The sequence below is a fragment of the Streptococcus sp. 27098_8_66 genome (assembly GCF_041431945.1).
GTDB lineage: Bacteria > Bacillota > Bacilli > Lactobacillales > Streptococcaceae > Streptococcus > Streptococcus dentalis.
On record NZ_JAPVYS010000002.1, the window covers coordinates 123,535 to 146,452 of the forward strand.

The window sequence follows — 22,918 nt, forward strand, 5'->3', positions numbered from 1 at the left end:
AAAGGAGAGCAGCGAATCGAGTCAATGACCCATCTAGCGCTGCTCTTTTTTGGAGAGAGATATGGCAAAACAAACAGTAAGCAAACGAACCAAACAAACCCTAGCGGGCTTTGTGGTCGCAACGGCCCTAGCTATCGGGGGCTATTATTTTAATCAACCGACGGTGAAAGAAGCGACGGATCAGGTTGTTTCGGTGGTGACTAGTAGCCAACAAGAAACACCTAGTAAAGAGTTAGCTAGCTCTGTACTAACGAAATCTGCCCGTTCACAATTAGGGAATGACTTGGAATGGAACGGTGCTGGAGCCTTTGTAGTTAAGGGAAATCGCACAGATCTGGATGCCAGCGTGGCTAGTCAACCCTATGCGGATAACAAGACAAAAGAAGTGAATGGAAAGACCGTACCGACGGTTGCGAACGCTATTATGACCAAGGCGACTCGCCAGTACAGAGATCGGGATGCAACAGGTAGTGGCCTAACCGATTGGAAACCAGCAGGTTGGCATCAGGTCCACAATCTGTCCGGCGAGTATGACCATGCTGTGGATCGGGGCCACCTATTGGGCTACGCCTTGATCGGCAATCTCAAAGGTTTTGATGCCTCGACTAGCAATCCCAAAAATATCGCTGTGCAAACGGCTTGGTCCAATCAAGCCAATGATCCTCATTCCACCGGTCAAAACTACTATGAGACCCTGGTTCGAAAAGCACTGGATAAGAACAAGCGGATCCGCTATCGGGTGACCTTGATCTACAACCATCCAGAAGATCTGATTCCATTAGGATCACAGATCGAAGCCAAATCGAGTGATGGGAGCCTTGAGTTCAATGTCTTTGTTCCCAATGTTCAAAGTGGGATTAGCCTGGATTATCAGACAGGCAAAGTAACCGTTCATCAATAAGCTGGAAAGCGCAGTTATTTAAGTTATTTTTAAGAATGGGGTGTTACAATTGCATACCTTCTTTAAGAGAAAGGAGAATGTATGAGAACCATTTTTCGATTTTTCATAGGAATCCTTCGCATGGCTTGGAGTCTTTTTTGGGGATTTTTCTGGACCATTGCCATCAGTTTTCTCGTTCTAGTGGGGATCATCTATTTTACAGATTCTCCTAGTTCTGGTATGGATGGATTTGGACGAGCTGCCCAAAAGGTTGTCTATCAAGTCGGCAATTTATTTGGAGATCAGGGGTTTGCATCGCGCTTTGGGATGGCACCTAGCTCACAGACTACGCAGACAGACAATCATGAGCATAGCGGTGCTCGCTGGGAGAAAGCGGAGGCCACGGTCTACCTGGATCCCAATATCAGTCAAATTTTTGTAAAAGCTTATCGGGATGCTATTGAGGCTTGGAACCAAACAGGATCCTTTACCTTCAAGTTGGTTACAAATGAAAAAGAGGCTAATGTGGTCTTGACGGAAATGGATAACGCATCGGTTTCTGCTGCAGGAGAGACTGCTTCTCAGACCAACCTCTTAACCAACCGCTTCACCCACATCACAGTGCGTCTCAATCGCCATTATCTTTTAAATTATGTCTATAACTATAGTTATGATCGGATTGTCAATACAGCTGAGCATGAGCTAGGCCATGCCATTGGGCTGGACCACACTGATGGAGAATCGGTCATGCAACCGGCTGGTTCCTTCTACAGTATTCAGGATACAGATGTGGAAGCAGTCCGACAATTATACAAGGAAGAATAAGTTTTAAAATACTTTCGAAAGTTCTGAGCCTCAAGGGGCTCAGGATTTTTTTGATGGCTCGTCTTTCCTTGTTTAATCTGAAAAAAGATAGTAAAATAGGGGCATGATTATTTTACAAGCTAACAAAATTGAACGCTCTTTTGCAGGGGAGGTTCTTTTTGATAATATCAGCCTGCAGGTGGATGAACGGGACCGGATTGCCCTGGTCGGAAAGAACGGAGCCGGCAAGTCTACGCTCTTAAAAATCTTGGTGGGAGAAGAAGAGCCAACTTCTGGAGAAATCAATAAAAAACGGGACCTTTCCCTCTCTTATCTCGCTCAAGATAGCCGTTTTGAGTCGTCCAATACCATTTACGATGAGATGCTCCATGTCTTTGACGATCTCAGAAAGACTGAGAAAACCTTGCGGCAGATGGAGCTGGAGATGGGGGAAAAAACTGGAGCTGACTTAGAAAAACTCATGCAGGACTATGACCGTCTATCGGAAGAATTCCGTCAGGCTGGTGGCTTCACCTATGAAGCAGATATCTGTGCTATTCTTAACGGCTTTAAGTTCGATGAGTCCATGTGGCAGATGAAGATTGAAGAGCTGTCTGGTGGGCAAAATACTCGTCTAGCTCTGGCCAAGATGCTCTTGGAAAAACCAAATCTCTTGGTACTGGACGAGCCGACCAACCACTTGGATATTGAGACCATTGCCTGGTTGGAAAACTACCTGGTCAATTATAGTGGGGCCCTTCTCATTGTCAGTCACGACCGCTATTTCCTAGATAAGGTCGCAACCATTACTTTGGATTTGACCAAGCATTCTTTGGACCGCTATGTCGGCAATTACTCTAGCTTTGTCGAGCAAAAAGAGCAAAAATTGTTGACCGAAGCCAAGAACTACGAGAAGCAACAAAAAGAAATAGCTGCTCTCGAAGACTTTGTTAATCGTAATTTGGTGCGGGCTTCGACTACCAAGAGAGCCCAGTCTCGGCGCAAGCAGTTGGAAAAAATGGAGCGCCTAGACAAACCGGAAGCTGGGACCAAGTCCGCCCATATGACCTTCCATGCCGATAAGACCTCGGGCAATGTCGTTCTGACAGTAGAAGAGGCAGCCGTCGGCTATGACGATCAAATCCTGTCAGAGCCTATCAATCTGGATATTCGCAAGATGAATGCGGTCGCTATTGTGGGACCAAATGGGATCGGGAAATCTACTCTTATCAAGTCCATCGTCGGGCAGATTCCTTTCATCAAGGGGGAAGCCCATTTTGGGGCCAATGTCGAGGTGGGCTACTATGACCAGACCCAAAGTAAACTAACGCCTCACAACAGTGTCTTGGATGAGCTCTGGAATGACTTTAAACTGACGCCAGAAGTGGAGGTCCGCAATCGCCTGGGAGCCTTTCTTTTCTCTGGGGATGATGTCAGGAAAACCGTCGGTATGCTGTCAGGTGGAGAGCGGGCCCGCTTGCTTCTAGCCAAGCTGTCCATGGAAAATAACAATTTCTTGATTCTCGATGAGCCGACTAACCACTTGGATATCGATAGCAAGGAAGTGCTAGAAAATGCCTTGATTGATTTTGATGGCACCCTGCTCTTTGTCAGCCACGACCGTTACTTTATCAATCGGGTGGCTACACAAGTTTTGGAACTCTCTGAAGAGGGCTCAACTCTTTACCTAGGAGACTACGACTATTATCTGGAGAAAAAAGCTGAGTTAGAAGCTCTAGCTGCAGCACAAGCAGAAGCTGTGCCTGTTTCTTCTACGGAGGAAGTCACCAGCAATGACTACCACTTGCAGAAGCAAAACCAGAAGGAACTCCGGAAAATCACTCGTCGCATTGAGCAATTGGAAGCAGAGATTGAAGAGCTGGATCAAAAAATCCAAGACATCACCGAAACCATGCATAGCACCAATGATGCAGCTGACTTGGTTCAACTGCAAAGCGAGCTGGATCAACTAACTGTCCGGCAGGAAGCAGTCATGGAAGAGTGGGCAGAACTGTCAGAGCAGGTGGAATAGATGGACGATCTTGGAAAAGTTTTTCGTGAATTTCGAATCAGTAAGAATTATTCATTGAAAGAAGCTGCAGGAGAAGCTTGCTCGACCTCCCAATTATCCCGTTTTGAATTGGGGGAGTCGGATCTGGCTGCTTCGCGCTTCTTTGACATTTTGGACAATATCCATGTGACGATTGAGAATTTTATGGATAAGGCCAGAAATTTTCAACACCATGAGCATGTCGCTTTGATGGCTCAGATTATTCCACTTTACTACTCAAATGATATTGCAGGTTTTCAAAAGCTTCAAGAAGAACAACTTGAAAAGGCTAAAGGTTCGACCAATCCCCTCTATTTTGAGATGAACTGGATCCTGCTACAAGGCCTGATTTGCCAGAGAGATGCCAGCTACACGATGAAGCAATCTGATCTGGATAAGGTGGCAGATTACCTCTTTCAAACGGAAGAATGGACCATGTATGAGTTGATCCTCTTTGGCAATCTCTATAGCTTCTATGAAGTGGACTATGTCACACGGCTTGGGAGAGAAGTGATGGAGCGTGAAGATTTCTACAAAGAAATAGGTCGCCATCGCAAACTGGTCTTGATTCTAGCCCTGAATTGCTACCAGCATTGTTTAGAACACCGTTCATTTGAAAACGCCAGCTATTTTGAAGCCTATGTAGAAAAGATTATAGGCAAGAGCATCAAGCTGTACGAACGCAATGTCTTTCATTATCTCAAGGGATTTGCTCTATATCAGAAGGGGCAAACAGAAGAAGGGCGACAGCAAATGCAGGAAGCCATGCACATTTTTGATGTGTTGGGACTTCCAGAGCAGGTGGCCTATTATCAAGAACACTTTGATAAATTTGTAATAGATGAATGTTCCTAAATAGGACAGAGATAAAGGAGATTTTATGAACCGACATGCGGTCCAATTAATTAGTCGTGGAGCTATTAACAAAATTGGAAATATGCTCTATGATTATGGGAATAGTGTCTGGCTGGCCTCGATGGGGACTATAGGAAAGACGGTATTAGGGATCTATCAGATTTCTGAGTTAGTGACAGGGATTCTCGTGAATCCTTTTGGAGGAGTGATTTCAGACCGTTTTTCTCGTCGCAAGATTTTGATGACGACCGACTTGGTTTGTGGACTCCTTTGTTTGGCGATTTCTTTTATCACAAATGATAGCTTGATGATTGCGGCTCTTATTTTTGCCAATATTGTTCAGGCCATTGCCTTTGGTTTTTCTCGACCTGCCAATAAAGCCATTATTACCGAGGTAGTAGAGAAAGACGAGATTGTGACCTATAACGCCCACTTGGAGTTAGTCTTACAGGTTGCTAGTGTCTGTTCACCTGTTTTTTCTTTCCTAGTTCTACAATTTGCCAGTCTTCATATGACCCTCTTATTAGATGCACTGACCTTTTTCATTGCTTTTGTCCTAGTGGCTTTCCTTCCGAAAGAAGAAGCTAAGGTTCAAGAGAGGAAACAGTTTACCGGGAAAGATATTTTTTCTGATATCAAGGATGGGTTAGACTATATCTGGCATCAGAAAGAGATTTTCTTTCTCTTATTAGTGGCTTCTAGCGTCAATTTCTTTTTTGCGGCTTTTGAGTTTTTACTTCCCTTCTCGAATCGTCTATACGGGGTTAAAGGAGCTTATGCGACCATCTTAACCATGGGGGCTATTGGCTCCATCATCGGAGCCTTGATCGCTAATAAATTTAAATCAAGCATGGAAATGCTACTTTTCTTATTGATTTTAACAGGAGTAGGAGTGTTCATGATGGGCTTGCCCCTTCCTCACCTTCTTTCCTTTTCTGGAAATTTGGTCTGTGAACTCTTTATGACAATTTTTAACATCCACTTTTTTACTCAGGTTCAAACCAAGGTAGAAGGAGACTATCTGGGCCGGGTCTTAAGCACTATATTTACCCTAGCCATTCTCTTTATGCCTATCGCTAAAGGCTTGATGACCTGGTTACCAAGTGTCCGTGTAGAATCTTTTCTCCTGATAGGAGCTGGTGTTATTCTACTCTCAGTGATTGCATCAGTCTATGCTAAAAGAATGGATAGGAAGTTAACGATTTAGTCATATTCCTGTCTAGAGAGAAGGCTACAATATTTTATAGGAAATACCAAGTTAAAGACCTTTTCAAGGTCTTTTTTGTGGTGAGACCTCATAGAAAGTTGACTCTTCCGTATTTAGTCTAATGGAAGGGAGGTTGAGAAAAGAGTAAAAAAAGAAAACCTGTTTTGGGAAAGTAATTTCCGGTTCCTATCCTTAGCTTTTTCTGGTAAAATTTAAATAAGTGATGCCTTATTAGAGATGCTTAACATCCCAGTCTATCGGACTGGTATGACTTTATCCAATCTGTTTATAGCATAAGTTCTCTTGTTTTGAGAATCATGCCTTTTAATTCGTTTTTGACAGTTTGGCCGTTGATCACTTTCATCTGGACTGGTTTTGTTAGTTCTTCATCAGATAAGAAGGAAAATGTAAATGAATAAAAATGTATTTAGAAGATCATTAGGGATTTGGTTATTGGTGATAGGATTGCTGGGTTATAGCTATTTTCAGGCAATACCAGGTTTACATTCCCTTGAGCCTCCTCAAAAATTGTATAAGCAAGGCTTCGTTTATAAGTCGAAAAATAGTGAGGATGTCTTGGCAGTAAAAGTATTGGACATAGATCTAATTCCAGTTAAAACAGATGAGGCCCAATACTTTTTAATTAAGCATGAATATGGCGTTACGGCCATGAAGGCAACTTATCATACGGTCTATTCATTGCTGCAAATGAAAGCTAGAGTTCCTAATCAAGAAAACCCATTAGAATCAAGTGGATTCTATCTAAGTGTTAAAGTGATTCCTGAGGTAGAGAACAGACGAAAAGGCGGCATGAAGATTCATTTGCGTTTTGAATATGAAAATAAGAAATACGACTCGATTCTCTTTAGAAGACATTTATTACGTCTCAAGGATCTTGTGGAATATTTAAATGAAGAATATAACTTAGGATTGAAAGTGGATTTTAGACTCCTAGGGTAATCAACGGAGAGTAAGATGAACAAAAAGATATTTGTTAGGACACTATTTGACTGGTGTGTCGTTGTTGTTTTATCGGTTGTTTGCTATTTTGATGTACAGCCAGCTATTCATATGAATACGAACCCGGAAAAATTGTATCAGCAAGGTTATGTCTATAAGGCAGAGAATAGTGATGATGTATTAGCGATTAAAGTGTTGGATATTGATCCTAACCCGATTGAAAGAAAGAATAATACTTATTATTTAGTCAAACATGAATATGGGGTTACAGCGATGAAGGTCGTCATTAAAGGAAGTATAAATAAACTACTTGAGATGAAAGACGTACTCGCTCCTCAAGAAAATCCTTTGGAATCTTCTGACTTTTATCTTCATGTACAGGTGCTTCCTGAAATTCGCAGGAGAAAGAAAAGCTCAGATATCGTCATTATTAGCAAAGAATTTAAGGATATCATTCAAGAGAGATTTAATCAAAGCGACCTTTCAAAAGGAGGGGCTACTGTCGATACGACGCATCTTCTTGATTTGATGGACGACAGAGGGGGATCTCATTTTCTCGTGGGACCTGTATTGGTGGGACTTGTAGCATTGTTTTTCTTCATCAATACAATCAGAAGGATTTTCTATTTACGTAGACAGTTTAAACTCTTTAATACATTATTTCCAGATTATGCGAATCAACCGGAGAAATTGGTGAAAGATGCGGATTACAGTGACAATAAATTGGAACTCCTTGTGCACCAGGGAATCCTCGTGTTTTACGGCATGGATTTTGAAATACTACCAGTAGATGACATTGAAGAAATTAAACTTTTTAGAGTCCATAGAAAAAGTTTTTATCGCTACAAGATGAAGATTATCTTTTATTCAAGTCGCCGGCCGTATGTTTTTGAAATAAACAAAAGTAATATGGAGGCCTACTATCCCTTCATCGACTATTTAAGAAGTCTTGCACCAATTGTTGTTGAAGATGGATGGAAGATGAATTATCGTTAAGGGGATTGGGGTTAAAGATCTGCATAGAATCCTGAAGAAGGACTTGGGGCACGTGGTGGTGCTTCAAGTCTTTTTCTCATCTAATGCTATGGTTTAGAAAAATGAGAAAGGAATCATTGATTCTAATGATAAGTGACAATGTAGAAAACCGTTTAAGGCTAATAAAGCAAACAGGCTATATTATTGTGTCTAATAGTTATGATTTGGAATATACCTCACATAAAGCATTTGAAAATCTAACTAGTTAGGATGGAATCATGTCAATTAAACGTTAGATATATAAGGCCTGTATCGTTGTTATGAGGATTCTTTACAATCTAGGGTTAAAAAACTGTTGAGAAGATTCTGGAATTCTATCTATATAAAAAAATACCCCAAAAGTCAGATCTTATCTGTCTAACTTTTGGGGTGTAGTTCATTCGGTGCTTTATAGTTGTTTTCTTTTTCTTCTGTCTTGATTTATTTCTTTGCTTCTTCCAGTTGCTTTTGAGTGCTCTTGAGTTCTTTTTTTAGGGAGAAGCCCTTTGAAAAATTAACCAAGTTCATGACGAATGCACCCAAGAGGACACAGAGCAAGATCAGAATGATCAAAGGCAATTTAAATTGGACCAAGAGGAAATTTACGGTAACCAATTGCATGTTTGCAAGGGAAATACCAGCAATCAATAAAATTAAAAGTAATAAAGCAATGTAGTGTAGATTATTTTTGTTCATCATTATCTCCTTATTGTTCAGCAGGGGCCTTGCTTTTCACATCAGCGTACTCTTCCGGCTGCTCTAGGCTTAGAATCTCCTCATAAGCCGGTAGGGAAAGGTCCTTGCCATATTTATTTTTTAAAGCAGTGCTCACTAGGCGATAGGCCAAATTGGCATTTCGGGACAAGATAGGACCGTGGAAGTAGCTGCCAAAGACGTTCTTGTAATGAACCCCTTCGCACCCATCTTCTTTGTTGTTCCCATTTCCATAGACGACCTTACCCAGCGGTTTTTCATCCTCAGCCAAGAAGGTCCGACCTTGGTGGTTCTCAAAACCATAATAGGTTTCGTTAAATTCTTCGTTATGGATTTTGATATCACCTATATAGCGGTTGTTGACTTGGTTGAGCGTATAGTGGCCCATGATACCAAGTCCCTCAATGCGTTTGCCAGAGGCTTCAATGTAGTATTGGCCTAGAAGCTGAAAGCCACCACAGATAGCCAGGACCACGCCATCATCCTGAATAAAGCGTTCGAGGTCTTCTTTTTTATCTGGTAGGTCCTCAGATACAATGGTCTGCTCGTAGTCTTGCCCGCCGCCGAAAAAGGCGATATCGTAGGCATCAGGGTCGAACCGGTCTTTGAGAGAGACGATATCAACTGTGACATGGGCTCCAAGCTTTTCCGCAACGTACTTGAGCATGAGAATATTCCCATTGTCCCCATAGGTATTCATTAAGTTGCCATAGAGATGAGCAATGCGCAGGCTGTAGGGATACTGTGCCTGATCAGAAGATTCTAGGGAAGTATAAGTCATTAGTGCATCTCCTTTTCAATCAGGTGTTCTTGTGCCAAGAGTTCACGGAATTCTAGCATGGCTGTATAAGTGGCTAAAATATAAGCGTGAGGGGTTTCCTGTTGCTTGATGTGTTGGAAGACCTCTTTTAAATCAGCCATTTCTGTGATCTTTTCTGCAGGATAGCCAGTGACCCGAAGTCGCCGAGCAATCTCAGAGTGGCGCACTCCGCCAGCATTGATCTCTGGAATGTCCATCTGGGTGATTTGCTCAAAGTCGGCATCCCAAATCCAGCTCGTATCGATTCCGTCTGCATAGTTGGCGTTGAGGAGAACCGACAAGCTAAAGGGATACGGCGCTAGTTTAATCATTTCAATAGCCTGAGTAGCTCCAACCGGATTTTTAATCAGGACCAAGGTACATTCCTTATCCCCAATCTTAAAGGTTTCCTGGCGACCAAAGACAGCGCGACTGCGATCAAATCCTTGTTTGATGACTTCGGGCCGTACTCCAAAGAATCCAGCAACAGAGACAGCTGCTAAGGCATTGTAGATGTTGTAAAGACCACCGATATTGATGTGGTAATCTTGCCCTTGGATCCGGAAGTTGGAAGATCGATGAGTTAAAGAAAGGAGGTCCGATACGGCATAGGTCAGAGGGGGCCGGTGGAACCCACAGTGCTCACAAATATAATCTCCCAGGTTGGCATAGGTATTGAGCTTGTACTTGAGGATGTTGTGGCAATGTGGACAGAGGATTCCTTCCGTATTGTAATGGGCTAGCTGTGGCTCTGATTTGTCTGTATCAAATCCATAATATTGGATCGGATTGGACAAGGTTTGACTATTAAAGAGCGGACTATCTCCATTTAGCAGAACCGTCGCAGTTGGGACCTTGTGAATGGCATCCAAAATCATTTGGTAGGTCGTATAGATCTCTCCATAACGGTCCATCTGATCCCGGAAAATATTGGTGACCACAAAAAGGCTTGGCTGGATATAATCACAAATCCGAGAGAGGCTGGCCTCGTCAATCTCAAGTACCGCAATCGGTCGATTTGATTTCGAATGCTTAGCTCGTAAGAAGGTCGTTGTAATCCCAGAGATCATATTGGCCCCGCTTGGATTGGTTAAAATCGGTCCGAAAGCTTCTTGGAGAATACCTACGGTTAGCGCAGTGGTCAGGGTTTTCCCATTTGTCCCTGTAATCACAACAATCTCATAGTTTTTTGCCAGTTGACTGAGAATATCTTTATCAAATTTGAGGGCTACTTTACCTGGTAGGGTTGATCCCCGCCCCATTTTTTCTAGAATAGAGCCGGAAAGCTTTCCTGCCAGAAGGCCCAAGGTTGTATTTATCTTCATAAATCATATTTTATCATAAAAAGCATCAGAAGGTTACAGAAAAATCTGTTGAAACGTGTTATAATAGGATGATGTCTTTTAGAGAAGTGGTAGGTATGAGAATATGAATATTCAACAGTTTACAAATCCACAATTTTGGACCAGTTTGTTCCCAAATTGGTGGAGTGTTGTTATCAATATCATCGATATTGCCCTGGTGGCTTGGTTGTTGTATTTTTTGATCAAGGCCATCGTCGGGACCAAGATCATGATTTTGGTTCGTGGAGTTATTATCTTTTTCTTGGTGCAGTTTTTAGCCAATTTCTTAGGTCTCACGACTATTTCATGGCTGATCAATCAAGTGATTACCTATGGGGTTATCGCCCTGGTTGTGATTTTCTCCCCTGAGATTCGGATTGGTTTAGAACGTCTGGGTCGAGCGACAGAATTCTTTACGACGAGTGAAGTCAGTCAGGAAGAGAAGATGGTGCAGGCCTATGTCAAGGCAGTAGCTTATATGAGCCCACGTAAGATTGGTGCCTTGGTAGCCATTCAAGGAGCCAGAACCCTTCAGGAATATATTTCCACAGGGATTCCTCTAGATGCAGAAATTTCAGGAGAATTGCTGATTAATATCTTCATTCCTAATACTCCCTTGCATGATGGAGCCGTCATTGTCCGCAATGATAAAATAGCTGTTTCTTGTGCCTACCTGCCCTTGACCGAAAACACTGGAATTTCAAAAGAGTTTGGAACACGTCACCGCGCAGCCATTGGTTTATCTGAAGTTTCGGATGCCTTTACCTTTGTGGTATCAGAAGAAACGGGTGGGATCTCTGTGACTTATAATGGAACCTTCCTTCACGATTTAACCTTAGAAGAGTTTGAGGCAGAATTGAGAGCCTTCTTGGTTCCTGAAGAGAATAAAACGACTAGTTGGAAAGAGCGTCTATTTGGGAGGGTCACAAAATGAGATCGAAAAAAGAATTTCTTTATGTTTTCTCTTCCGTCTTATTGTCCTTTATCTTGTTTATCAATGCGTCATCCTTTAATTTTCAAAACAATAGCAGCGCTAGACAAGTGAGTTCAGAGACCTACACCAATACCTTGTCCAATATTCCAATTGATGCCAAGTACAATGACAAGACATACTTTGTCAGCGGGTTAACATCAGAGGTAACGGTCTTTCTAAAGGGTTCAAACCGGGTCGCTCTAGCAAGCGAAATGCAACCGGGAACGCGAAAATTTCGCGTGGTAGCGGATCTTCGTAAGGCCAAGGAAGGTACTGTCGAAGTACCGTTGATTGTAGAAGATCTTCCGGCTGGTTTGACCGCAACCGTAGAGCCTCAGAAAGTGTCTGTAAAGATCGGGAAGAAAGCGAAAAAATCGTTTGCTGTCAGAGCCACGATCCCGGACAATCAAATCGTGGATGGAATTACGGTAACGGATGTTTCTCTCGAAACAACAAAGGTAGAAGTAACGAGTGATCAAGAAACATTGAGTCGCATTGATCATGTCGAAGCTGTCTTCCCATCCAGTGAGATCATCAGTGGAAATTATAGTGGAACTCTTTCATTAAATCCGGTAGATGCTCAAGGAGAGGGTCTACCAGGTCTGGTAAATCCGAGTGAAACACGGATTCAAATAACCACAAAGAGTAGTTCGTCTACGTCAAGCTCAAGCAGTTCGTCGTCGACCTCCTCCAGTTCAAGTAATTAGAAAGTAAAAAAGGTAATAAAGAATGGGTAAATATTTTGGAACGGACGGTGTCCGTGGAGAAGCAAATGTAGAATTAACGCCAGAATTGGCCTTTAAATTAGGTCGTTTCGGTGGCTATGTATTGAGCCAACATGAAGAAGAAACACCCTTGGTATTTGTTGGACGTGATACGCGTATTTCTGGTGAAATGTTAGAGCATGCCTTGATTGCTGGCCTCTTATCTGTTGGAATTCGTGTCTACAAGTTGGGTGTGATTGCAACACCAGGTGTCGCTTATCTAGTTCGTACGGAAAAAGCCAGCGCCGGAGTTATGATTTCTGCTAGCCACAATCCAGCCTTGGACAATGGCATCAAATTCTTTGGTGGTGATGGCTTCAAATTGGATGATGATCGTGAACTTGAAATTGAGGCCTTGCTTGATGCCGCTGAAGATACCCTTCCACGTCCAAGTGCGCAAGGTTTAGGAACGGTTATGGAATATCCAGAAGGCTTGCGTAAGTATCAAGAATTCCTTGTATCGACAGGGGTCCAACTCGAGGGTATACACGTAGTCTTAGATACAGCAAATGGTGCAGCCTCAACAAGTGCCCGTCAAATCTTTGCAGATTTGGGAGCTCAATTGACCGTCATCGGTGAAAACCCAGATGGTTTGAACATCAATGATGGGGTTGGCTCTACTCACCCAGAACATTTGCAAGAGAAAGTAAAAGAAGTTGGCGCAGCGATTGGTCTTGCCTTTGATGGAGACAGCGATCGCTTAATTGCAGTGGATGAAAATGGAGAGATCGTAGACGGCGATAAGATCATGTACATCATCGGTTCTTACCTTTCAAGCAAGGGCTTGCTCGAGAAAAATACGATCGTCACGACCGTCATGTCCAATCTCGGATTCCATAAGGCATTGGATGCGAAAGGAATTCAAAAAGAAATTACAGCTGTTGGAGACCGCTATGTCGTCGAAGAAATGCGCAAGTCTGGTTACAACCTTGGTGGTGAGCAATCTGGTCACGTAGTCATCATGGATTACAACACAACTGGTGATGGCCAATTAACAGGTGTACAATTGACAAAAATCATGCAAGAAACCGGCAAGAAATTATCTGAATTGGCTGCAGAAGTGACCATTTATCCGCAAAAACTGGTCAATATCCGGGTTGAAAATAGCATGAAAGACAAGGCGATGGAAGTGTCTGCTATTCGTGAAATCATTGAAAAAATGGAAGCAGAAATGGCAGGAAATGGACGTATTTTGGTACGTCCAAGTGGAACTGAACCCCTCCTTCGAGTGATGGCAGAAGCACCAACCAATGAAGAAGTGGACTACTATGTGGATACCATTGCTGCAGTTGTCCAAGCAGAAATTGGACTCTAAAAATGAATGTGTCTAGGTGTGAGTTTTTGTGTTCAAAAGTCGGGTTTATAGATGGACCATACCTATTAGTCCAGTGTACGAGCTTTAATACCTTCTGTTCATGGAAAGAAACACCTCTTGGCACAAAGAGATCAGCCTCATGTCTGGTCTTTTTGTGTAGGCTCGATTTGAAAAATCCTCTCATTCGTGGTAAAATAGGGCTACTAATGAATTTAATGTAATCGAGGTATTTAGAAGTGGCTTTTGGAGATAACGGAAAACGTAAAAAAACACCATTTGAAATGATTACGATGGTCGTGATTGTGATTATGTTGATTGTCACCGTTGGTGCAATCTTTGCAACTGCAATTGGTGCTCTTTCTTATTAAGATGCAAGCAGGAATAAAGGAAATCATCTATTTATGAGTATGTTTTTAGATACAGCCAAGATAAAGGTCAAGGCTGGAAATGGCGGCGATGGCATGGTGGCCTTTCGTCGTGAAAAATATGTCCCCAATGGTGGACCTTGGGGGGGTGATGGAGGACGTGGTGGCAATGTCATCTTCCTAGTAGACGAAGGCTTGCGTACTCTAATGGACTTCCGTTATAACCGGCATTTCAAAGCCCAAAATGGGGAAAAAGGAATGACCAAAGGGATGCACGGACGTGGGGCAGAAGATCTCTATGTACGAGTTCCTCAAGGAACGACCGTCCGAGATGCTGAGACTGGCAAGGTCATCACTGACCTAGTTGAAAATGGACAAGAGTACATTGTCGCACACGGTGGCCGTGGCGGACGTGGAAACATTCGTTTTGCTACTCCAAAGAATCCAGCTCCAGAGATTTCTGAGAATGGGGAACCTGGTCAGGAACGCGAACTCGAATTAGAACTCAAGGTCTTGGCAGACGTTGGTTTGGTTGGCTTCCCTTCTGTTGGGAAATCAACCCTTCTCAGTGTCATCACTTCAGCCAAACCAAAGATTGGAGCTTATCATTTCACTACCATCGTTCCAAACTTGGGCATGGTTCGGACGCCATCAGGTGAATCCTTTGCAGTCGCAGACCTTCCTGGATTGATTGAAGGAGCTAGCCAAGGTGTTGGACTAGGAACCCAGTTCCTTCGCCACATCGAGCGCACCCGGGTTATCTTGCATGTTATTGATATGTCAGCCAGTGAAGGACGCGACCCTTATGAAGATTATGTTCAAATTAATAAAGAGCTTGAAACCTATAATCTTCGTTTGATGGAACGTCCTCAGATTATCGTGGCAAATAAGATGGATATGCCAGAGAGCCAAGAAAACTTGAAAGAATTCAAGAAGAAATTGGCAGCCAATTACGATGAGTTTGATGAATTGCCACAGATCTTCCCAATCTCTAGTTTGGCACATCAAGGTTTGGACAATTTGTTAGAAGCAACAGCAGAATTGTTAGACAAAACGCCAGAATTCCTCTTGTATTCAGAAGATGAAATGGCACAAGAAGAAGTATACTACGGCTTTGATGAAGACCAGCCAGCCTTTGACATTAGTCGGGATGACGATGCCGCTTGGGTCTTGTCTGGTGAAAAACTTGAAAAGCTTTTCAATATGACCAATTTCGATCGTGATGAAGCGGTCATGAAATTTGCTCGTCAATTGCGTGGCATGGGGGTTGATGAAGCTCTCCGTGCGAGTGGGGCAAAAGATGGCGATATCGTTCGGATCGGTAAATTTGAATTTGAATTTGTTGATTAAGTGTGATCCTTGTGGATCAAGGATTCCAAATTAGAAGTGAGGCTTTTTCAGTGGGAGATAAACCAATATCTTTTCGAGATGAAAATGGAAATTTTGTTTCAGCAGCCGATGTTTGGAATGCTGAAAAACTAGAAGAGCTCTTTAATACGCTAAATCCTAAACGCAAATTGCGCTTACAGAGGGAAAAATTAGCAAAAGAAAACCAGCAGAAGTAAAAAGACATGGAGAATACGATGGCAAAAACAATTCATACAGATAAAGCACCCGCAGCAATCGGACCTTATGTTCAAGGGAAAATCGTAAGCAATCTTCTCTTTGCAAGTGGACAAGTTCCTTTGTCACCTGAAACAGGCGAAATCATTGGCGAAACAATCCAAGAACAAACGGAGCAAGTCTTAAAGAATATTGGGGCTATTTTGGAAGAGGCTGGGACAGACTTTGACCATGTGGTGAAAACCACTTGTTTCTTAAGTGATATGAATGACTTTGTACCTTTTAATGAGGTCTATAAAACAGTCTTTACTACAGAGTTTCCAGCTCGTTCTGCTGTTGAAGTAGCACGCCTGCCACGTGATGTGAAGGTAGAAATTGAAGTTATTGCGGAAATCAAGGCCTAATAACCATTCAAAGACAAAAAGACAGAGTGGAGAGCAGGAAACTGTAGGCCACTCTGTTTTATTTATGGGAGGAGAAAATGACAGAAAGTAAGATTCAACTGGTCATGGTAACAGGGATGAGCGGTGCTGGTAAGACCGTCGCCATCCAATCGTTTGAGGATTTGGGTTACTTTACCATCGACAATATGCCACCGGCGCTCTTGCTGAAATTTATTGAGCTCATGCGCCACAGCCCAGATAACAGTAAATTGGCGATCGTAGTAGATATGAGGAGCCGTTCATTTTTCAATGAAATTCGTACCGTCTTGGATGAATTGGATAACCAAGAAGATCTAGATTTTAAGGTCTTGTTCTTAGATGCTACTGACAGTGAGTTGGTAGCACGATACAAAGAAACTCGTCGTAGCCACCCACTAGCAGCAGATGGTCGTGTTTTAGATGGGATTACCCTAGAGAGAGAACTCCTGTCTCCATTAAAAAATATTAGTCAAAATGTAGTGGATACCACTGAGTTGACGCCTCGTAATTTAAGAAAAACCATAGCAGAACAATTTGCCAGTCAAGACAATCAGCCAGATTTTCGGGTTGAGGTCATGTCATTTGGCTTTAAATATGGCCTTCCGATCGACGCTGACCTCGTGTTTGACGTGCGTTTTCTTCCAAATCCTTACTATAAATTGGAGTTGAGGAATTTAACTGGTCAAGATCCAGCTGTCTATGATTATGTTATGGACCACCCTGAATCAGAAGACTTTTACCGTCATCTCCATGACTTGATTGTTCCTATTTTACCGTCTTATAAACGCGAGGGTAAATCCGTTCTCACCATCGCTATGGGCTGTACCGGTGGACAACACCGTTCGGTAGCCTTTGCAGAGCGCTTAGCGCATGATTTAGAAAGTCATTGGCAGGTCAATTGCAGTCATAGAGACAAGGACAGACGGAAAGAAACGGTGAATCGCTCATGAGAAAACCTAAAGTAACTGTTATTGGAGGAGGAACAGGGATTTCTGTTATTCTCGATAGTCTGAGAAAGAAACCAGTCGATATCACTGCTATTGTAACCGTTGCCGATGATGGCGGGAGTTCAGGTGAATTGCGGAAGAACATCCAAAAATTGACACCACCTGGGGATCTTAGAAATGTGCTGGTTGCCATGTCAGATATGCCTCGTTTTTATGAGAAGGTCTTTCAATACCGCTTTGCAGACGATGATGGCCCTTTGGCCGGACACCCTTTGGGAAACTTGATCATTGCAGGGATTTCAGAGATGCAAGGCTCGACCTATAATGCCATGCAGTTGTTAACCAAGTTCTTTCATACGACCGGCAAGATCTATCCTTCCAGTGATAGTCCCTTGACCCTTCATGCCGTCTTTCAAGATGGAAAAGAAGTGGTAGGAGAAAGCCACATTGCCAACTACACCGGCATGATTGATCATGTCTATGTGACCAATACCTTTGATCAAGAGCGCCCAAAGGCTAGTAAAAAAGTGGTGGAAGCTATTCTTGAAAGTGATATGGTCGTCTTGGGTCCAGGCTCTCTCTTTACCTCGATTCTTCCTAATTTGATGATTGACGAGATTGGATCAGCCATCCTTGAAACCAAAGCTCAGATATCCTATGTTTGCAACATTATGACCCAAAGAGGAGAAACCGAGCATTTTACAGATAGTGACCACGTTTCTGTGCTCCATAAACACTTGGGAGAAAAGTTCATCGATACTGTCCTTGTCAATATCAATCAGGTTCCTGTAGCTTATATGAACAGCAATAAATTTGATGAATATTTGGTGCAGGTAGAGCACGATTTTAAGGGCCTCCACTCGCAAGTTCCCCAAGTGATTTCTTCGGATTTCTTGAAGCTGGTCAATGGAGGAGCCTTTCATGATGGCGAAAAAGTAGTTGAAGAGCTGATGCGGATTGTGCAGGTGAGAAAATGAGTTTTACGGTTCGTGTCAAAGAAGAATTATTGTCTCTCAAGCGATTTGAAAAAAGTGAATTGGCTGCCATTATCAAGATGTCTGGAAGTCTTGGGATTTCAATGGGGGGCTTGACGCTCTCGGTAACGACAGAAAATGCCAAGATCGCTCGTCATATCTATGAATTGTTGCATCATTTCTATGAGGCAAAATCAGATATTCGCCACCACCAAAAAACTAACTTAAAAAAAAATCGTGTCTACACAGTATTCTTGGATGAGAAGGTGGAAGAGATTTTGGCTGACTTGCATTTGGCAGATGCCTTCTTTGGGATTGAGACAGGCATTGATGCTAGTGTTTTAGAAGATGAAGCAGCTAGTCGTGCTTATCTTCGGGGTGCTTTTCTGTCGAGCGGTTCGATTAAAGATCCTGAAAAAGGGAAGTACCAGCTGGAAATTCATTCTGTTTATACAGACCATGCGGAAGGAATTGCTCTTCTTATGCAAGGATTTTTACTAGATGCAAAAACCATCGAGCGTAAAAAGGGTGTTGTAACCTATTTGCAAAGAGCGGAAGATATTATTGATTTTCTAATTGTGGTAGAGGCCATGCAAGCCATGCAGGAATTTGAGTCCATCAAGGTCATGAGAGAGACGCGCAATGACCTCAATCGGGCCAATAATGCCGAAATGGCCAATATCCAGCGCACAGTCACAGCCAGTATGAAAACCATAAATAATATCAGCAAAATTGTGGATACGGTCGGTCTAGGGAGTTTACCAAGCGACCTGCAAGAAGTTGCCTATATCCGGATGAATCATCCAGATTATTCCATCCAGCAGATCGCAGATAGTTTGCAACAACCTATTTCAAAAAGCGGTGTCAATCACCGCTTGCGTAAGATCAATAAGATGGCAGACGATTTAGACAAATAAAAAAGGCCAAAGGCCTTTCATAATGAGGATAAAGTCTTTTTAAAAATTTTCCTTAGGTGAGTACGGACGTCAGCGAACTTCATAGAAGTTCCATGACTTAGTTTTGAGCCTAATGTCTCAAAACTCCCGAGTGACTGAAACGTATTGTTTCAGTCACTTTTCTCACAGCGGAAAGTTTTTTTATTTTCTTGACTTGTTCTAAAAATAGGGACTCATTTTTACTTCTTTTCAGAATCAATTAACTTATTTTATTATAAACTAGTTGAGTGCGTTGGTTGGACTTTCTTATCTGGATAGATGTAGTTGATGGCATTGTTTACAGCTGTCGGGGCTTCCCCCAGACCTGTAGCGATGAGATCGATCTTTCCTTCATAGAAGCAGCAGTCTCCACAAGCATAAATTCCAGGAAGGCTGGTTTCTTGTTTCTGATTCACCTTGATTTTATGGCGTTGCAATTCTACACCCCATTCTTTCAAGTTTCCGATAGAAGATTTAAAGCCATAGTTGACAAATAAGTGATCAATCGGGAGGAGTTCGGTTTCATCCGATTTAACTTTTGTGATTTCAAGATGAGTGGCATGACCATTTTCGCCAATCAAGCGGCTAGGAACAAATGGTGTTTTGATGCTGACAGAAGATTGTTTGAGTTCTTCTACACTATGTTCCAAGGCACGGAAGTTGTCCCGACGGTGAACGATTGTAGTTGGAGCAATCTTGTCAAAAGCAAGAGCCCAGTCCACAGCAGAGTCCCCACCACCAAGGACGGTCACCTGCTGTCCTTCATATTGTTGGATATTTGAAACATGATAGTGGACGTTATCGAAGGCATCAGCTCCCTCAATGTCAAGGGAACGGGGTTTAAAAGCTCCTCCCCCCATGGCAATGATGACTGCTTTAGACTGATGCACTTGGCGAGAAGTAGTGATGGTGAAGAGATCACCTTCTTTTTGAATATTCTCTACGGTTTCATTGAGGAAGATCGGTGTATCGAATCGCTTGACTTGCTCGATCAAGCGGTTGCTTAATTCTTCACCTGTTAAATTGGTAAATCCGGGTACATCGAGGATACTTTTTTCTGGATAGAGAATGGCTGGTTGCCCTCCAAGTTGAGGTAAGGAATCAATCAGTTTGACTTTAACTTGGCGCATATTGCCATAAAAAGCAGCAAACAGACCAACTGGTCCGCCCCCAACAATCGTAATATCATAAATTTCTGACATGGTATCTCCTTCAGGGTTTTCTTTGTTTCCATTGTATCATAAAATAGGAAGAATGAAAAAGTCGTAAAAAGAAATAGCATAAAGGCTAGGGAGGCTAGAAAAGTTTCAAAAGATCTTGACAGCCCCATTAAAGTGTGATAAAATAATTAAGATTTTAGGCTTGAAGGGAGTGAAAAATATGTCAAAAACAGTAGTACGTAAGAATGAATCTCTTGACGATGCTCTTCGTCGTTTCAAACGTGCGGTTACTAAAGCTGGTACTCTTCAAGAAACACGCAAACGTGAATTCTATGAAAAACCTTCTGTAAAGCGTAAACGTAAATCAGAAGCAGCTCGTAAACGTAAAAAATTCTAATTGAATACAGAAACAGACTTCGGTCTGTTTTTTGTTTTTTCTCATCCATTGAAGACAAAAAAACCGACCTTCCAGCTAGAAGATCGGATCTTTTTATCTAATTATTTGTTTGCAAGCAAGTCGCGGATTTCAGCAAGCAACTCTTCTTGAGTAGGAGCAGCAGCTTCTTCTTCAGTAGCTTCTTCTTTTTTACCAAGGTTTTGAGCTTTCTCAGCAGCTTTCACCACGAAGAAAAGAACAGTACCGATAACAAGGAAGTTGATTACAGCGCTCAAGAAGCTACCGTATGCGACACCGTTCCAAGTCAATTCAGCAATCTTTTCAACACCAGCAGCTTTCAAAGCTGGGTTCAAAATAAGTGGAGTGATGATGTCGTTTACAAATGATGTAACGATAGCTCCAAATGCAGCCCCGATGATTACTGCAACAGCAAGGTCAACAACGTTTCCACGAAGGAGGAAAGCTTTCAATTCTTTTAACATATCCTATATATGTCCTTTCATAATAATTTTTTACTATGATAGTATAACGGATAATAAACTGGCTGACAAGAAATATGCCTAAATTTTTTTAAATTAGTGATAAAGGTTGAAAATCTTTTCTTTTATGTGTGAAATCAGTAGGAAAAAATTTACTTTTACTAACTTTTAGTATAAAATATAAAGTGATAATCTATGGTAAAATGGAGGCACTGTTTATGGTTGATAAAGAGCTCATTGCAGAAATTAAAAACAGTGTAAACATTGTTGAAGTCATTGGAGAAGTTGTTTCTTTGACCAAGGCTGGCCGTAATTTTTTAGGCCTTTGTCCTTTTCATGGTGAAAAGACTCCTTCCTTTAATGTCGTTGAAGATAAGCAGTTTTACCATTGTTTCGGATGTGGTCGCTCTGGAGATGTCTTTAAATTTATTGAGGACTACCGTGGAGTCGCCTTTATGGATGCGGTCCAGATCGTAGCAGATAAGGCTGGTATTGCGCTTCAGTACCAGGCAAGACCTGCCCAACCAGCGTCTGCCAATCCAAACCAAGAACTTTATGAGATTCATCAGGAAGCTAGTAAATTCTATCAGGCGATTCTGATGACGACAAAGATGGGGGAAGAAGCGCGACACTATCTGCATGAACGCGGACTGACAGATGAGGTGATCCGACATTTTCAATTGGGCTTAGCACCAGCAGAAGGAAATTATCTCTATCGAAATCTCTCTGAGAAATTCTCCGAGAAAGTGATTACCGATTCGGGTTTGTTTACAATCTCAGATGCTGGAACGGTTTTTGATGCCTTTCAGGATCGGATCATGTTTCCCTTGACGGATGATAGTGGACGGGTCATTGCCTTTTCTGGTAGGCTGTGGAAAATGACGGAGGATGGCAGTCATCAAGCCAAGTACAAGAATAGTCGTAGTACCCGTCTATTTAATAAAAGTTATGAACTCTATCATTTGGATCAAGCCAAGACGAGCGCTAAAAAGCAACATGAAATGTATATCATGGAAGGCTTTATGGATGTCATTGCGGCTTATCGAGCTGGGATAGAAAATGCAGTCGCCTCTATGGGGACAGCATTGACACCAGAGCATGTTCAGCACCTGTCTTATTTTACCAAAAAGGTCATCCTGACCTATGATGGGGATAAGGCAGGACTTGAAGCAACAGCTAAGGCCTTGGATGTCTTGCAGGATCTGGAGTTGGAGATCGTCCGTATCCCTGATCAGATGGACCCTGATGAATACCTCAAAAAGACGTCCCCAGAAGATCTAGCTACCCTCTTGAAGAATTCTCGGATCAGTAAGGTTGAATTCTTGATGCACTACTGGAAACCCCAGTATATTGAGAACCTGCAAGCACAAATTGAATTTGTCGAAAAGTTGGCACCGATGATCGCCCAGACGCGCTCCATTACAGCGCAAAACACGTATATTTATAAGTTGGCCGATTTATTGCCGGACTTTGATTACTTACAGATTGAGCAGATTGTCAATAATAGTCGTTTGCATCAACGGCAAGAAGCGCAAGAAGGTGGACGATCAAAAACGTCGACTTTTTCAGTGGAGCTCTTGCCGAATCGTGGGATGACGCGCTTGATCAAGGCGGAAAATCATTTGTTAAGTAGGATGAAGGATTTTCCAATGGTCCTCAATGATTACCGTTTGCGACCTGATTTTGCCTTCGACACGCCGGAGTTACAGATCTTGTATCAATTGCTCTGTCAAAATGGGGAAGTCACCCCTCAGGATTTATCCGATCAGCCTGAAGGGGTCCAGCACGCCTGGTACCGCATGTTAGAAGAAGATTTACCAGAAGAGATAGCAGATGGTGAGTTAGAAGAAGTAGAAGAGACGCGGAATCGTGAGCTTCTTCGCAAAGAAAGTCAACAAATTGGAAATAAAGTGAAGGAAGCTTCCTCAATAGGGGATGCGGAAAAAGCTTTATTGGAACTCGAGCGTTTAATCGCTCAAAAAAGAAGAATGGAGTAGG

At 42.4% G+C, this 22,918-nt stretch carries 24 protein-coding genes; 19 read left to right on the top strand and 5 right to left on the bottom strand.

Going from position 1 to position 22,918, the window contains the following annotated elements:
- Positions 1-61: 61 nt before the first annotated feature.
- From O3642_RS02565 to O3642_RS02595, 7 genes are all read left to right on the top strand, one after another.
- Positions 62-901, top strand: a complete 840-nt coding sequence (locus tag O3642_RS02565; protein WP_049515169.1) for a DNA/RNA non-specific endonuclease — start codon at positions 62-64, stop codon at positions 899-901.
- An 81-nt stretch (positions 902-982) separates the two neighbouring features.
- Positions 983-1,705 carry a M57 family metalloprotease gene (locus O3642_RS02570; protein WP_315377928.1) on the top strand — a complete coding sequence of 241 codons (723 nt, stop codon included), beginning with the start codon at positions 983-985 and terminating at the stop codon, positions 1,703-1,705.
- 103 nt (positions 1,706-1,808) lie between these two features.
- Positions 1,809-3,716, top strand: coding sequence for an ABC-F family ATP-binding cassette domain-containing protein (locus O3642_RS02575; RefSeq protein ID WP_371605327.1), 1,908 nt, complete (start codon positions 1,809-1,811; stop codon positions 3,714-3,716).
- Complete coding sequence (locus O3642_RS02580) at positions 3,717-4,589, top strand: XRE/MutR family transcriptional regulator (RefSeq protein WP_371605328.1); 873 nt, start codon at positions 3,717-3,719, stop codon at positions 4,587-4,589.
- Between the two features lie 25 nt (positions 4,590-4,614).
- On the top strand, positions 4,615-5,796 hold the full coding sequence (locus O3642_RS02585; RefSeq protein WP_371605329.1) for an MFS transporter: 1,182 nt from the start codon (positions 4,615-4,617) through the stop codon (positions 5,794-5,796).
- A gap of 411 nt (positions 5,797-6,207) precedes the next feature.
- Positions 6,208-6,756, top strand: a complete 549-nt coding sequence (locus tag O3642_RS02590; protein ID WP_371605330.1) for a hypothetical protein — start codon at positions 6,208-6,210, stop codon at positions 6,754-6,756.
- Positions 6,757-6,771: 15 nt separating this feature from the next.
- Positions 6,772-7,752 carry a hypothetical protein gene (locus O3642_RS02595; protein ID WP_371605331.1) on the top strand — a complete coding sequence of 327 codons (981 nt, stop codon included), beginning with the start codon at positions 6,772-6,774 and terminating at the stop codon, positions 7,750-7,752.
- A gap of 459 nt (positions 7,753-8,211) precedes the next feature.
- On the opposite strand, the gene O3642_RS02600 is transcribed toward O3642_RS02595, so the two are convergent.
- From O3642_RS02600 to murT, 3 genes are read right to left on the bottom strand one after another with little or no spacing between them, the layout of a single operon-like run.
- Complete coding sequence (locus O3642_RS02600; RefSeq protein ID WP_371605332.1) at positions 8,212-8,466, bottom strand: LapA family protein; 255 nt, start codon at positions 8,464-8,466, stop codon at positions 8,212-8,214.
- 10 nt (positions 8,467-8,476) lie between these two features.
- Positions 8,477-9,265: a lipid II isoglutaminyl synthase subunit GatD gene (gene gatD / locus O3642_RS02605; RefSeq protein WP_350018766.1), complete on the bottom strand. Its 789-nt coding sequence runs from the start codon at positions 9,263-9,265 to the stop codon at positions 8,477-8,479.
- The gene (murT, locus tag O3642_RS02610; protein ID WP_371605333.1) at positions 9,265-10,608 is read right to left on the bottom strand and encodes a lipid II isoglutaminyl synthase subunit MurT; all 1,344 of its coding nucleotides are present in this window, start codon (positions 10,606-10,608) and stop codon (positions 9,265-9,267) included. The genes gatD and murT overlap by 1 nt, the downstream gene beginning before the upstream one ends.
- 103 nt (positions 10,609-10,711) lie before the next feature.
- Here murT and cdaA point away from each other — a divergent pair, with 103 nt between their 5' ends.
- The 10 genes from cdaA (at position 10,712) to whiA (ending at position 18,866) form a co-directional block, all read left to right on the top strand.
- Entirely contained in the window at positions 10,712-11,560 is an 849-nt protein-coding gene (gene cdaA, locus O3642_RS02615; RefSeq protein WP_004219642.1) for a diadenylate cyclase CdaA, read from the top strand.
- Positions 11,557-12,306 carry a YbbR-like domain-containing protein gene (locus O3642_RS02620; protein ID WP_371605334.1) on the top strand — a complete coding sequence of 250 codons (750 nt, stop codon included), beginning with the start codon at positions 11,557-11,559 and terminating at the stop codon, positions 12,304-12,306. The genes cdaA and O3642_RS02620 overlap by 4 nt, the downstream gene beginning before the upstream one ends.
- A 22-nt stretch (positions 12,307-12,328) precedes the next feature.
- Positions 12,329-13,678 (top strand): phosphoglucosamine mutase, encoded by a 1,350-nt coding sequence (gene glmM, locus O3642_RS02625; protein ID WP_320910820.1) that lies wholly within the window; start codon positions 12,329-12,331, stop codon positions 13,676-13,678.
- A gap of 236 nt (positions 13,679-13,914) precedes the next feature.
- Complete coding sequence (locus O3642_RS02630; protein ID WP_003011566.1) at positions 13,915-14,046, top strand: DUF4044 domain-containing protein; 132 nt, start codon at positions 13,915-13,917, stop codon at positions 14,044-14,046.
- Between the two features lie 33 nt (positions 14,047-14,079).
- Positions 14,080-15,393, top strand: a complete 1,314-nt coding sequence (gene obgE / locus O3642_RS02635; protein ID WP_371605335.1) for a GTPase ObgE — start codon at positions 14,080-14,082, stop codon at positions 15,391-15,393.
- A gap of 11 nt (positions 15,394-15,404) precedes the next feature.
- Positions 15,405-15,608, top strand: a complete 204-nt coding sequence (locus O3642_RS02640; protein ID WP_061455439.1) for a hypothetical protein — start codon at positions 15,405-15,407, stop codon at positions 15,606-15,608.
- Positions 15,609-15,626: 18 nt separating this feature from the next.
- Positions 15,627-16,010, top strand: a complete 384-nt coding sequence (locus tag O3642_RS02645) for a RidA family protein (protein ID WP_371605336.1) — start codon at positions 15,627-15,629, stop codon at positions 16,008-16,010.
- A gap of 77 nt (positions 16,011-16,087) precedes the next feature.
- Positions 16,088-16,978 (top strand): RNase adapter RapZ, encoded by an 891-nt coding sequence (gene rapZ, locus O3642_RS02650; RefSeq protein ID WP_004219661.1) that lies wholly within the window; start codon positions 16,088-16,090, stop codon positions 16,976-16,978.
- Complete coding sequence (locus O3642_RS02655; protein WP_371605337.1) at positions 16,975-17,952, top strand: YvcK family protein; 978 nt, start codon at positions 16,975-16,977, stop codon at positions 17,950-17,952. Before rapZ ends, O3642_RS02655 begins: the two co-directional genes overlap by 4 nt.
- The gene (gene whiA, locus O3642_RS02660) at positions 17,949-18,866 is read left to right on the top strand and encodes a DNA-binding protein WhiA (RefSeq protein WP_371605338.1); all 918 of its coding nucleotides are present in this window, start codon (positions 17,949-17,951) and stop codon (positions 18,864-18,866) included. The genes O3642_RS02655 and whiA overlap by 4 nt, the downstream gene beginning before the upstream one ends.
- A 251-nt stretch (positions 18,867-19,117) precedes the next feature.
- On the opposite strand, the gene O3642_RS02665 is transcribed toward whiA, so the two are convergent.
- Entirely contained in the window at positions 19,118-20,086 is a 969-nt protein-coding gene (locus O3642_RS02665) for an NAD(P)/FAD-dependent oxidoreductase (protein ID WP_155171573.1), read from the bottom strand.
- A 178-nt stretch (positions 20,087-20,264) separates the two neighbouring features.
- On the opposite strand from O3642_RS02665, the gene rpsU reads away from it, so the two are divergent.
- Positions 20,265-20,441, top strand: coding sequence for a 30S ribosomal protein S21 (rpsU, locus tag O3642_RS02670; protein ID WP_000048054.1), 177 nt, complete (start codon positions 20,265-20,267; stop codon positions 20,439-20,441).
- A 101-nt stretch (positions 20,442-20,542) separates the two neighbouring features.
- Here rpsU and mscL read toward each other — a convergent pair whose 3' ends face one another.
- On the bottom strand, positions 20,543-20,923 hold the full coding sequence (gene mscL, locus O3642_RS02675; protein WP_371605339.1) for a large conductance mechanosensitive channel protein MscL: 381 nt from the start codon (positions 20,921-20,923) through the stop codon (positions 20,543-20,545).
- Between the two features lie 215 nt (positions 20,924-21,138).
- On the opposite strand from mscL, the gene dnaG reads away from it, so the two are divergent.
- Entirely contained in the window at positions 21,139-22,917 is a 1,779-nt protein-coding gene (dnaG, locus tag O3642_RS02680) for a DNA primase (protein ID WP_371605340.1), read from the top strand.
- Position 22,918 lies beyond the last annotated feature (1 nt).